This window comes from Burkholderia sp. AU33803, from assembly GCF_002223095.1.
Taxonomy (GTDB): Bacteria; Pseudomonadota; Gammaproteobacteria; order Burkholderiales; family Burkholderiaceae; genus Burkholderia.
In genome coordinates, this window is record NZ_NKFJ01000006.1 from 1,035,802 (window position 1) to 1,048,314 (window position 12,513).

The window sequence follows — 12,513 nt, forward strand, 5'->3', positions numbered from 1 at the left end:
CGGGTGCGCGCGCCATCGTCATCACGAAAACCATTACCACGAAAACGATCATTAAACGCTGATCGTCCGTCGTGCCCGCCTATTTCCCCGCGCGGTCACACCGGGGACGGAATGGCGGGGAAGCTCCATCAAAGGGTTAGTCATGAACGTAGGTCTCGTAGGTTGGCGCGGCATGGTCGGCAGCGTCCTGATGCAGCGCATGCAGGAAGAGGGCGATTTCGACCTGATCGAACCGGTGTTTTTCAGCACCAGCAACACGGGCGGCAAAGCGCCGTCGTTCGCGAAAAACGAGACTACGCTCAAGGACGCGACCAACGTCGACGAGCTGAAGAAGTGCGACGTGATCATCACGTGCCAGGGCGGCGATTACACGAACGACGTGTTCCCGAAGCTGCGCGCGGCCGGCTGGAACGGCTACTGGATCGATGCGGCATCGTCGCTGCGGATGAAGGACGACGCGGTCATCATCCTCGATCCGGTCAACCTCGACGTGATCAAGGACGCGCTCGTCAAGGGCCAGAAGAACTTCATCGGCGGCAACTGCACGGTCAGCCTGATGCTGATGGCGCTCGGCGGCCTGTTCCGCGAGAACCTCGTCGACTGGATGACGGCGATGACCTACCAGGCCGCATCGGGCGCGGGCGCGCAGAACATGCGCGAACTGCTGGCGCAGATGGGCACGCTGAACGGCGCGGTTCAGGCGCAACTCGCCGATCCGGCTTCCGCGATCCTCGACATCGACCGCCGCGTGCTGGCCGCGATGAACAGCGACGCGATGCCGACGAGCAACTTCGGCGTGCCGCTCGCCGGTTCGCTGATTCCGTGGATCGACAAGGATCTCGGCAACGGGATGTCGAAGGAAGAGTGGAAGGGCGGCGCGGAAACCAACAAGATCCTCGGCAAGCCGGCGATGGGCGAGCCGGGTTCGATCCCGGTCGACGGCCTGTGCGTGCGAATCGGCGCAATGCGCTGCCACTCGCAGGCGCTGACGATCAAGCTGAACAAGGACGTGCCGCTCGACGAGATCAACGGCATCCTCGCGTCGGCGAACGACTGGGTGAAGGTCGTGCCGAACGAGCGTGAAGCGTCGATGCGCGACCTGTCGCCGGCGAACGTCACGGGCACGCTGACGGTGCCGGTCGGCCGCCTGCGCAAGCTCGCGATGGGCGGTGAATACCTGTCGGCGTTCACGGTCGGCGACCAGCTGCTGTGGGGCGCGGCCGAGCCGCTGCGCCGCATGCTGCGCATCCTGCTCGACAAGTAAGTGGCGTGTCCGGCCCGCGATGCGCGGGCCGCGGTGCACGAGATTGCGCGCCGCGTCTGCCTTGACGATATCAAGGCGGGCGCGGCGCGTTTTTCATGTGCGGGTCAGCGCATGTTCAGGAGCGTCTGGTCGACGGCCTGCTGCGTCTTGATCGTCTGCGCATTCGCCTGGTAATCGCGCTGCGCCTTGATCAGGTTCACGAGCTCGGTCGTCAGGTTGACGTTCGAGTTTTCCAGCGCGCTTCCCTGCAGCGTGCCGTGGTTCGTGCTGCCCGGCGCGGAGATCTGCGGCACGCCCGACGCGGTGGTTTCCACATACTGGTTGCCGCCGATGTTCTCGAGCCCGTTCGGGTTATTGAAGTTCGCGAGCGCGATCAGGCCGAGCACCGCGCTCTGGCCGTTCGAGTAATTGCCGGTGAGCTTGCCGTCGGTGCCGATCGAGAACGTCGTCAGCGTGCCACTCGCGAAGCCATCCTGTGCGAGGTTGTTCACGCCGCTTTTCCCGCCGAACTGCGTCGTGCCGGTCAGGTCGAGCGTCAGGTTTTGCGGATTGGCGCCGCCCGACGCGTTGGGGATCGAGAACGCGAACTGGCCGAGGCTCGGCGTCGGCTGGCCGGTTGCGGCCGACGTCGTCGAGCTGATCCGGCCCGATGCGTCGAACGTAACGGTGCCGAGATTCGTCGGCGTCTGGCCCTGCACGCCCGCATAGGCCTGCCAGGTGCCGGCCGCGTTCTTCGTGAAATACATCGACACCTGTTGCGAGCCACCGAGCGTGTCGTACACCTGGATCGACGAATTGTAGTTGTACGTGGTGTTGTCGCCCGCGTTGAACGGTGTCTTGGCCGGCACCTTGTCCTGCGAGTTCAGGTTGAACTGGCCGGTGATCTTCGTGGTCGCCTGCGGTGCGATGTTGGTGGTCGGCGCTTGCAACGGCACGGTCGCCGCGGTGTTGATCGCGCCGCCCGGCCCTGCCGCATAGCCCATCAGGTTGCGGTTCTGCGCGTCGACGATGGCGCCGCTCTTGTCGCGGTGGAATACGCCGTCACGCGAGTACGTCGTCACGCCGTTGTTCGACATCTGGAAGAAGCCGTTGCCATTGATCGCGATGTCGAGCGACGACTTCGTCGAGTTGATCGTCCCCTGGCCGAATTGTTGCTGCACCGATGTGAGCCGCGTGCCGATGCCGATCTGCGTGTTGGTCGACGTCGCGACCGAGTTCGCGTACATGTCGGCGAAGTTCGCGCGACCCTGCTTGTAGCCAACCGTGTTTGCGTTCGCGATGTTGTTGCCGATCACGTCGAGATGGTTCGCCGCGCCGGCCAACCCGCTCAAACCCTGTTGATAGCCCATGTTCGATCCCCGTAACGAGCTGGTGAGTAAATGCAGTCGTGCGACTGCGCGATGCCTCCCTGGCACCTCACGGCGTCAGTCAAGCCGACCGCGTTCCCGCTTTTGTCGCAGGTGCGAGCGCGATGGTCGAACTGCGCCGATTCTTGTTTGAAGACGATCCTAGCGACGGCAATTATTCGATCTGTGTAATTTTGTGTAATGAAATTGAATTGATGTCGAAATGATCGATTTCGTATGAGAGATGAAGCTGCGGAGAGGCTGGAAAGCCTTATGGGACGGGGGTTTGGTGGTGGGGGTGTTCAATTCGACGATCAGAGAGGGGAATTGGCCTCTTATCGATCAATTGAAATTCATTTGAATGGGGTGATGGCCGGCTGGATTTATTTTGATTGGTGCTGGTTAATCCATTAACGGCAAGTGGCGCGAATTATTGAGCAACCCGCCGTGATTCCCCGGTCGTGGTTCTGTGTGGGACCTCGGGTTGGGCGAATCGCATCGTTGAGTGACCAAAGGCATGTGGGATGGGTTCGGCAGGCGACGCGGCCGGATCGTTTTGCATCCGAGAGAGGCACACTCCCGGTCGATCGCGGGCGCGGGTCGCAGCGTGCGCAGCCGGACACCCACGCGGCCCGATCGCCGGATGCCCCGACGCGCGCACGCAATCGGTTGCACCTGTCGGCGATGAATTCGGCCCGAACCTGATCACGTGAAGTAAACTACGCGGTTACGACGCACAGACCCGCCGAAAGCGTCGCGTTCCACGCGACGCTTTTGCATTTCTGCGGCAACTTTATTGACGCTTTCAACCGCGAATCCGAGCCGCGCCCACGCGCGGCGATAGAGCCAACGATGTCCCGAATTTCCTTGTTTCCGCGTCAGTCCCGTCTGTCGCGCGCCGTGCGTGGCGCGCTGGCGATCCTGGCGCTCGGCGCAACCGCGTCGGCCTGGGCGGCCGGCACCGGCGAACTGCCGGCGTCCGCTGCCGACGGCGCAGTGCCGCTTACCGTGACGGTCCAGCCGGGCCAGTCGCTGAACGACATCGCGAAGGCGGCCACGCAGTCGCGCGATCCCGGGGTGCTCGCGCGCGCCGGCCGCGCGCTGTTCGACGCCAATCCGCAGGCGTTCATGAAGCGCGACGCGAGCCGCCTGAAAGTCGGCGCGACGCTGACCGTGCCGGCGCTCGATGCGACAGGCGCGGCAGTCGTGCCGGCTGCTGCATCTGCTGCATCCGCTGCGTCCGCTGCGTCCGGTACGACTGCCGCGTCCGCACCCGCCGCCGCATCGGGCGGTACGGCAGTCGCGCAGCATGGTGCGTCCGCACCGCATCCGGGGTCGACCGTGCAATCCGCGCCGGTGGCGCCGGCCGTGCATGCGGCGCCTGTCAGCGGTGCGAGCGTCGCGACGGCTGCCGGCGCGTCGGCATCGGTCGGTGCTTCGGCTGCTCACGGCGCATCGGCTGTGGAAAGCATGCAGCCGGCGGCACCCGTTGCCGGTGCAAGCGGTCCGCATGTGTGGAGCGGCACGATCCAGTCGGTGCCGTCGTCCGCGAGCGGTGCCGTGATCCCGCCAGCGTCGGGCAGCCAGGTTCCGGGTATGAACGAACCGGCTGGCGCGGCACCTGTCACGGGCACGTCGCAGCCGCGGCCGTCGAGCCTGCAGCAACTGCTGGCGCTGAAGAACCGCGTGCTGATGGAATTGCAGAAGCACGGTATCGGCAAGCCGGCCACGACGAACGAGGTCAAGCCGGCGCCGGCACCTGTCGCGCCGCCTCCGGTCGCGAACGAGGCGGGCGCGTCCGCGGCTGCGGCTGCGTCGACGGCGGGCGAAGCGGCATCCGGCGTTGCTGCCAGCGCAGTGGAGCCGGCATCGGTATCGGCGCCCACGCAGCCGGTCGCGCCGGTGGTGACACCTGCGCGCAGTCACGAGCAGATGGACTGGCGTCCGGCCGCGGTGGCCGGTGCGGCCGTGATCGTCCTTGCCGCAGGTTTCGCGTGGCGCAAGCGCAGGAAGAGCCGCCGCACGGACGATGCGGGGACGGACACGGTGGCTGCCGCTACGGCAGCGGGCGGTGTCGCGGCTGCGACTGCCACTGCGCAAGCCGAAGCCGCGCCGTCCGTCGAACCGGAACTGCCGATCCGGCCCGAGATGCCGGTCGCGCGTGATGCCGCTTCCGACTTGAACCTTGCCGCGGCGACTGCCGCAGCGGCGGAGCCGGTCGAGACACCGGATGCGGAGGTGTCGTCGTCGTCGGATGTGGCGAAGCCGCATGCCGAGCAGCCCGAGTTGCCGACCGCACACGCGGCAGTACCGCCCGCGAGCGAGACGGCTCCGGTTTCGCACGATGCCGAGCCGACCGAAAAGGTCGCGACTGAAACGCCGATCGAAAAGCCGATCGAAACGTCGTCAGCGACGCCGATCGAGACGTCGGCGGAGCCACGGGTAGCGACGCCGGTGGAGACGCCGGCCGCACCCGCGGCCACGGAAGCGCAGCATGCGGCGCTGATGCAGAACGCGATCAGCGCGCTCAGCAGCCTCGACATGCCGCTGCCGCCGCGCACGCCGGACGAGCCGTCGCCGGCGGCGGATGAGCCGGCTGCGCAAGCAGGGCAGTCCGACACCGATAAAATCGCAACTAACGGTCAAGCCGCCCAGCGTCTCCCGATTGGTTCGATCGACCCGGCCCCGGAACATCCGGCCGACCAGGACGACGAGTTCGATTGGGATCCGGACGCAGCGACGCCGGCAAGCCAGGCGGGCAGCCCGTTTGCGACGTCGTCGCTGCCGCCGCTCGGCGGCGCGCAGTTCGGCGCGCTGAAGCTCGATTTCGATCTCGACCTGCCGTCCGCGCCGGGCGCTGTATTGCCGGCGCTGACGCCGGACGAACTCGCCCGCATCGCGCGCAACAAGCTCGACCTCGCGTCCGAGTACGTCGAGCTGGGCGACCTGTCCGGCGCGCGGACACTGCTGCAGGAAGTGGTCGACGCGAACGACGCCGCGACGCGCGACGATGCGCGCGCGCTGCTCGCGAAACTGGCGGACGAGGCGTGATGCGGATCGCGCTCGGCATCCAGTACGACGGCGCGGCGTTCTGCGGCTGGCAGGCGCAGCCGCACGGCAAGACCGTGCAGGATCGGCTCGAGCACGCACTGGCGGAGTTCGCGCGCGTGCCGCTGCATACGACGGTGGCCGGGCGGACCGATACGGGCGTGCACGGGCTCGGGCAGGTCGTGCACTTCGATACCGACCTCGATCGGGAGGTTTTTTCGTGGGTGCGCGGCACCAACGCGTTCCTGCCGCCGACCGTGGCGGTGCAATGGGCGAAGCCGATGCCCGATACGTTCCACGCGCGTTTCTCGGCGTTCGAGCGCACCTATTACTACACGCTGTACGTGCATCCGGTGCGCTCGCCGATGCTGGCGGGGCGCGCGGGCTGGATCCATACGCCGCTCGACGACGACGCGATGCGCGCCGCCGCCGCGCACCTGATCGGCGAGCATGACTTCTCGTCGTTCCGGTCGTCGGAATGCCAGTCGAAGACGCCGGTCAAACACCTGTATCAGATCGACGTGCGGCGCGTGGGCGATTTCATCCATTTCCGGTTCCGCGCCAACGCGTTCCTGCACCATATGGTGCGCAACCTGATGGGCTGCCTCGTCGCGGTCGGTCGCGGCCGCTATCCGGCCGACTGGCTCGCCGACGTGCTGGCCGGGCGCGACCGCAAGCTTGCGGCGCCCACGTTCATGGCCGACGGGCTGTATCTCGCCCACGTCGGTTACCCGGCGGAATTCGCCGTCCCGCCCGCGCAGCTCGGCAGTGTGCCGTGGAGCAGCGTCTGGGCCGATCTGGACCCGCAATCATGACGGATCACGCCGTGTCTTCCTCGTCTCCCGCCGCGGCCGGCCTGCCGCCGCGCACGCGCATCAAGCTGTGCGGGCTGTCGAAGCCCGAGGACGTGCTGCATGCGGCCGCGCTCGGCGCCGATGCGATCGGCCTCGTGTTCTATCCGAAGAGCCCGCGCGCGGTGTCGATCGCGCAGGCGGCGGAGCTCGCGCGCCTCGCGCCGCCGTTCGTGTCGGTGGTCGGGTTGTTCGTGAACGCGACCGAGGCCGAGATCGAGGCCGTCGTGCGCGACGTGCCGCTCACGCTGCTGCAGTTCCATGGCGACGAGACGCCCGAGCAGTGCGACGCACTCGGCCGCGCGGCACGCCTGCCGTGGCTGCGCGCGGTGCGCGTGGGCCCCTCGACGCAATCGGCCGATTTGGTAGAATCGGGGCTTCATTATTCGAAAGCGCGCGGCCTCCTGTTCGACACCCTGGTGCCGGATTACGGTGGTAGCGGCAAGGTCTTCGATTGGTCTCTTATTCCCGCAGAGCTCGCGCATCGGGCCGTTTTGAGTGGTGGCTTGAGCGCGCAAAACGTCGGTGATGCGATTCGCCAGTTGCGCCCGTTTGCTGTCGATGTCTCGAGTGGCATCGAAGTGGAGGGCGCGAAGGGCGTGAAGGATCACGCCCGGATGGCGGCGTTCGTACGCGCGGTGCGCGAAGCGGACGCCGGGTGATGCAAGCCGGTGCGGCCCGACAAGCGGGGCGCGCCGACCGATCGAGAGAGACACCATGTACAACCTTCCTGATGATCGCGGCCACTTCGGCCCGTATGGCGGCACGTTCGTCGCCGAGACGCTGATTCACGCGCTGGACGAACTGCGCGCGGCGTATGAAAAATTCCAGAACGATCCCGATTTCGTCGCCGAATTCGAGCGCGAGCTGAAGCATTTCGTCGGCCGCCCGTCGCCGATCTATCACGCGCAACGCTGGAGCGAGACGCTCGGCGGCGCGCAGATCTACCTGAAGCGCGAAGACCTGAACCACACCGGCGCGCACAAGATCAACAACGTGATCGGCCAGGCGCTGCTCGCGAAGCGCATGGGCAAGAAGCGCGTGATCGCCGAGACGGGCGCCGGCCAGCACGGCGTCGCGACCGCGACGATCTGCGCGCGCTTCGGGATGGAATGCGTCGTCTACATGGGTTCGGAAGACGTGCGCCGCCAGGCCGCGAACGTCTACCGGATGAAGCTGCTCGGCGCGACGGTCGTGCCGGTCGAATCGGGTTCGCGCACGCTGAAGGACGCGCTGAACGAAGCGATGCGCGACTGGGTCACGAACATCGAGAGCACGTTCTACATCATCGGCACGGTCGCGGGCCCGCACCCGTACCCGATGATGGTGCGCGACTTCCAGCGCGTGATCGGCGACGAGTGCAAGGTGCAGATGCCCGAGCTCGCCGGCCGGCAGCCTGACGCCGTGATCGCCTGCGTGGGCGGCGGTTCGAACGCGATGGGCATCTTCTATCCGTACATCGACGACACCGCGGTGCAGCTGATCGGCGTCGAAGCGGCCGGCGACGGCCTCGACACGGGTCATCACGCGGCGTCGCTGATCGCCGGCAGCCCGGGCGTGCTGCACGGCAACCGCACCTACCTGCTGCAGGACGACAACGGCCAGATCATCGAGACGCATTCGGTGTCGGCGGGCCTCGACTATCCGGGCGTCGGCCCCGAGCACGCGTGGCTGAAGGACAGCGGCCGTGCGCAGTACGTCGGCATCACCGACGAGGAAGCGCTGAAGGCGTTCCACGACTGCTGCCGGATCGAGGGGATCATTCCCGCGCTCGAGTCGAGCCATGCGATCGCGTATGGCGTGAAGCTCGCGCCGACGTTGCCGAAGGACAAGATCCTGCTCGTCAACCTGTCGGGCCGCGGCGACAAGGACATGCACACGGTCGCCGAGCGATCGGGCATCGAGCTCTGACCCCGACCGATGCGTGACCTGATCGAAGAACCGGGCGGCGGTGCCGCGAGCGAGGCGGGGGCGGTTCAGCCCGCCGCTGCCGTGCCGCGCGCGCTGCCGTCCGGGATCGAACTGCATAACCGCGATTTCCTGACCCATGCCGCGCACCTGCCGGACGCGTCGATCGACCTGATCGTCGCCGATCCGCCGTACGGGCTCGGCAAGGACTACGGCAACGACTCGGACAAGCGTTCGGGCGACGACTTTCTCGCGTGGACGCGCGAGTGGCTCGAGCTCGCGATTCCGAAGCTGAAGCCGAGCGGGTCGATGTACATCTTCTGCACGTGGCAGTACGCGCCGGAAATCTTCAGTTTCCTGAAGACGCAGCTCACGATGGTCAACGAGATCATCTGGGACCGGCGCGTGCCGAGCATGGGCGGCACGACGCGTCGTTTCACGTCGGTGCACGACAACATCGGCTTTTTCGCGGTTTCCAGGGCGTATTACTTCGATCTCGATCCGGTCCGCATCCCGTACGACGCCGACACGAAGAAGGCCCGCTCGCGCAAGCTGTTCGAAGGCAGCAAGTGGCTGGAGATGGGCTACAACCCGAAGGACGTCTGGTCGGTCTCGCGCCTGCATCGGCAGCACGCGGAGCGCGTCGATCATCCGACCCAGAAGCCGCTGGAAATCATCGAGCGGATGGTGCTCGCAAGCTGCCCGCCGGGCGGCCGCGTGCTCGATCCGTTCATGGGCAGCGGCACGACCGCGGTGGCCTGCGCACGGCAGGGGCGCGACTTCGTCGGCTACGAGATCAACGAAAGCTATTGTGCGATCGCGCACGAGCGCGTGAACGCGCTCGCTGCGCCGGCGTGCGCGTGAATCGCGCCGCCGCATCGCCGAACGCATTGAGGAAAATTGCCATGTCCCGTATTCAGCAGACCTTCGCCGCGCTCGCCGAACAAGGCCGTAAGGGCCTGATCCCGTTCATCACGGCCGGCGACCCGGATCCGGCCAAAACCGTCGAATTCATGCACGCGCTCGCCGAAGGCGGCGCGGACGTGATCGAACTCGGCGTGCCGTTCTCCGACCCGATGGCCGACGGCCCCGTGATCCAGCGCTCGTCGGAACGCGCGCTCGCGCGCGGCGTCACGCTCAAGAGCGTGCTCGCCGACGTGAAGCGCTTTCGCGAAACCGACCCCAAAACCCCCGTCGTGCTGATGGGCTATGCGAACCCGATCGAGCGTATGGGCGTCGACGCGTTCGCGGCCGAAGCACAGGCGGCCGGGGTCGACGGCGTGCTCGTCGTCGACTATCCGCCGGAAGAGGCGGGCGTGTTCGCCGAGAAAATGCGCGCCGCGCAGATCGATCCGATCTTCCTGCTCGCGCCCACGTCGACCGATGAACGCATCGCCGACGTCGGCAAGATCGCGAGCGGTTACGTGTATTACGTGTCGCTCAAGGGCGTGACCGGCGCAGGAAATCTGGATGTTTCGAGCATTGCGGGTAAAATCCCGGCCATCAAGTCGCGCGTGCCGGTTCCGGTCGGCGTCGGCTTCGGGATCCGCGACGCCGAAACGGCGCGCGCGGTGGCCGAAGTGTCGGACGCCGTCGTGATCGGCAGCCGCCTCGTGCAGCTGCTCGAAAGCGCTGCGCCGGAGGGTGCCGCCGCCGCGCTGAAGACGTTCATCGCCGAGCTGCGCGCCGCCCTGGACGGCGCGGGCAAGGCGGCGCGATAAACACAACACAGGAAGCGGGAACGGGCCGGTTGGCCCGCCCCGCCACGGAACAGGAAACCATACGATGAGCTGGCTCGACAAACTGTTGCCGCCGAAGATCAAGCAGACCGACCCGAAAAGCCGCAAGGGCATTCCGGAAGGCCTGTGGGTCAAATGCCCGTCCTGCGAGGCCGTGCTGTACCGCAACGACGTGGACGCGAACCTGCACGTGTGCCCGAAGTGCGATCACCATATGCGCATCGGTGCGCGTGAGCGCCTCGACGGGCTGCTCGATCCGGAAGGCCGCTACGAGATCGGCCAGGAAATCGTGCCGGTCGACACGCTGAAGTTCAAGGACAGCCGCAAGTACCCCGATCGTCTGAAGGAAGCGATGGACGATACGGGCGAGACCGACGCGATGGTCGTGATGGGCGGTGCGATCCACACGCTGCCGGTGGTCGCGGCCTGCTTCGAATTCTCGTTCATGGGCGGCTCGATGGGCTCGGTGGTGGGCGAGCGCTTCGTCCGCGGCGCGCAGAACGCGCTGGAGCAGCAAGTGCCGTTCATCTGCTTCACCGCTTCCGGCGGCGCGCGGATGCAGGAAAGCCTGCTGTCGCTGATGCAGATGGCGAAGACCACCGCGATGCTGACCAAGCTGTCGGAAGCGAAGCTGCCGTTCATTTCGGTGCTGACCGACCCGACGATGGGCGGCGTGTCGGCGAGCTTTGCGTTCCTCGGCGACGTCGTGATCGCCGAACCGAAGGCGCTGATCGGCTTCGCCGGCCCGCGCGTGATCGAGCAGACGGTCCGCGAGAAGCTGCCGGAAGGTTTCCAGCGCGCCGAATTCCTGCTGAAGACGGGTGCGATCGACATGATCGTCGACCGTCGCAAGATGCGCGACGAGATCGCCCAGCTGCTCGCCCTGCTGCAGCGGCAACCGGCCGACGCGCTGGCCTGACCGGCGCGAGGTTGTGAACACTGCGCGTCGCCTGGCTTCAGCGTCAGGCGGCGCGCTTCGTTTTTTGGCGTAGTGGCGGCACCGATCCAGATTTGAACCGATGAGCACTTTTCCCACTCTCGACGCGTGGCTTTCGCATCTCGAACGCGCGCACCCGGTCGGCATCGACATGGGCCTGACCCGCATCGGGCAGGTCAAGGCGGCGCTGCAGCTCGAATTCGCGTGCCCCGTCATCACCGTCGGCGGCACGAACGGCAAGGGCTCGACCTGCGCGTTCCTCGAGACGATCCTCGTGCGCGCCGGCTACAAGGTCGGCTGCCACACGTCGCCGCACCTGCTCGAATTCAACGAGCGCGCGCGCGTGAACGGGCAGAACGTCACCGATGACGAACTGCTGCCGCATTTCGAGGCCGTCGAAGCCGCGCGCACGTCGCTCCCCGAGCCCGTCTCGCTCACGTACTTCGAATTCACGACGCTCGCGATCCTGCATCTGTTCGCATCGCGCGGGCTCGACGCGGTGATCCTCGAAGTCGGCCTCGGCGGCCGGCTCGATGCGGTCAACATCATCGACACCGATTGCGCGATCGTCACGAGCATCGACATCGACCACACCGAATACCTGGGCGACACGCGCGAGAAGATCGCGTTCGAGAAGGCCGGGATCTTCCGCGCCGGCAAGCCGGCGATCTGCGGCGATCCGGCCGCGCCGCAAACGCTGATCGACCACGCCGAAGCGATCGGCGCCGACCTGTGGCTGGTCGGCCGCGATTTCCGCTACGAGGCGCAGGCAGGCGCGGAGCGCCAGCAGTGGAGCTACCTCGGCCGCGAGAAGCGCTATCCGGCGCTTGCGTACCCGGCGCTGCGCGGGGCGAATCAGCTGATCAATGCGTCGGCCGCGCTCGCCGCGCTCGAAGCGCTGCGTCCGCTGCTGCCGGTGTCCGCGCAGGACATCCGGCTCGGCCTCGCGAACGTCGAGCTGCCGGGGCGCTTCCAGGTGCTGCCCGGCAAGCCGGCGATCGTGCTCGACGTCGCGCACAACCCGCATGCGTCGGCCGTGCTCGAGCAGAACCTCGGCAACATGGGCTTCTTCCCGTACACGTACGCGGTGTTCGGCGCGATGCACGACAAGGACATCGACGGCGTGCTGCAGCACCTGAAGGGCGAGATCGACCACTGGTGCGTGACCGACCTGCCGCTGCCGCGCGCGGCTTCCGCGGAGCAGCTCGAAGCCGCGCTGCGCAAGGCGGGCGTGGAGGAGGGGCCCGATTCGAGCGTCACGCGTTACACGTCGCCGGCCGAAGCGTTTCGCGATGCACTAAAAAGAGCATCCGAGAATGATAGAATCGTGGTTTTCGGCAGTTTCCATACGGTTGCCGGCGTGCTGGCCTACCGCAAATCGCAGCAACACTGACTGACGGGCAGTTTCGGACTCAGCCAT

Annotated in this window: 11 protein-coding genes; 10 read left to right on the plus strand and 1 reads right to left on the minus strand. The window is 66.6% G+C overall.

The features are described 5' to 3' along the window. Window positions 1-142 precede the first annotated feature (142 nt). Entirely contained in the window at window positions 143-1,264 is a 1,122-nt protein-coding gene (gene asd, locus CFB41_RS21965; protein ID WP_069251145.1) for an aspartate-semialdehyde dehydrogenase, read from the plus strand. A gap of 104 nt (window positions 1,265-1,368) precedes the next feature. Here the strand turns inward: asd and flgE are convergent, their stop codons facing one another. After that, window positions 1,369-2,613: a flagellar hook protein FlgE gene (gene flgE, locus CFB41_RS21970; protein WP_089442932.1), complete on the minus strand. Its 1,245-nt coding sequence runs from the start codon at window positions 2,611-2,613 to the stop codon at window positions 1,369-1,371. Between the two features lie 38 nt (window positions 2,614-2,651). Between flgE and CFB41_RS37660 the strand changes: the two genes are divergently transcribed. The 9 genes from CFB41_RS37660 (at window position 2,652) to folC (ending at window position 12,486) form a co-directional block, all read left to right on the plus strand. Further along, window positions 2,652-2,837, plus strand: a complete 186-nt coding sequence (locus tag CFB41_RS37660) for a hypothetical protein (protein WP_143329524.1) — start codon at window positions 2,652-2,654, stop codon at window positions 2,835-2,837. Between the two features lie 625 nt (window positions 2,838-3,462). After that, complete coding sequence (locus CFB41_RS21975) at window positions 3,463-5,661, plus strand: FimV/HubP family polar landmark protein (RefSeq protein ID WP_089457849.1); 2,199 nt, start codon at window positions 3,463-3,465, stop codon at window positions 5,659-5,661. Beyond that, window positions 5,661-6,473, plus strand: coding sequence for a tRNA pseudouridine(38-40) synthase TruA (truA, locus tag CFB41_RS21980; RefSeq protein ID WP_179243709.1), 813 nt, complete (start codon window positions 5,661-5,663; stop codon window positions 6,471-6,473). The genes CFB41_RS21975 and truA overlap by 1 nt, the downstream gene beginning before the upstream one ends. Further along, a complete protein-coding gene (locus tag CFB41_RS21985) occupies window positions 6,470-7,171 on the plus strand; it encodes a phosphoribosylanthranilate isomerase (RefSeq protein WP_089442929.1) in 702 nt (233 codons plus the stop codon). Before truA ends, CFB41_RS21985 begins: the two co-directional genes overlap by 4 nt. 55 nt (window positions 7,172-7,226) lie before the next feature. Beyond that, window positions 7,227-8,420 (plus strand): tryptophan synthase subunit beta, encoded by a 1,194-nt coding sequence (trpB, locus tag CFB41_RS21990; RefSeq protein WP_089457850.1) that lies wholly within the window; start codon window positions 7,227-7,229, stop codon window positions 8,418-8,420. Between the two features lie 9 nt (window positions 8,421-8,429). Then, window positions 8,430-9,281, plus strand: a complete 852-nt coding sequence (locus CFB41_RS21995) for a site-specific DNA-methyltransferase (RefSeq protein ID WP_089442927.1) — start codon at window positions 8,430-8,432, stop codon at window positions 9,279-9,281. A 41-nt stretch (window positions 9,282-9,322) separates the two neighbouring features. Then, window positions 9,323-10,138 carry a tryptophan synthase subunit alpha gene (gene trpA, locus CFB41_RS22000; protein WP_089442926.1) on the plus strand — a complete coding sequence of 272 codons (816 nt, stop codon included), beginning with the start codon at window positions 9,323-9,325 and terminating at the stop codon, window positions 10,136-10,138. Window positions 10,139-10,202: 64 nt separating this feature from the next. Beyond that, window positions 10,203-11,075: an acetyl-CoA carboxylase, carboxyltransferase subunit beta gene (accD, locus tag CFB41_RS22005; protein WP_089427938.1), complete on the plus strand. Its 873-nt coding sequence runs from the start codon at window positions 10,203-10,205 to the stop codon at window positions 11,073-11,075. A gap of 100 nt (window positions 11,076-11,175) precedes the next feature. After that, window positions 11,176-12,486, plus strand: a complete 1,311-nt coding sequence (folC, locus tag CFB41_RS22010; RefSeq protein ID WP_089457851.1) for a bifunctional tetrahydrofolate synthase/dihydrofolate synthase — start codon at window positions 11,176-11,178, stop codon at window positions 12,484-12,486. The last annotated feature ends 27 nt before the right edge of the window (window positions 12,487-12,513 follow it).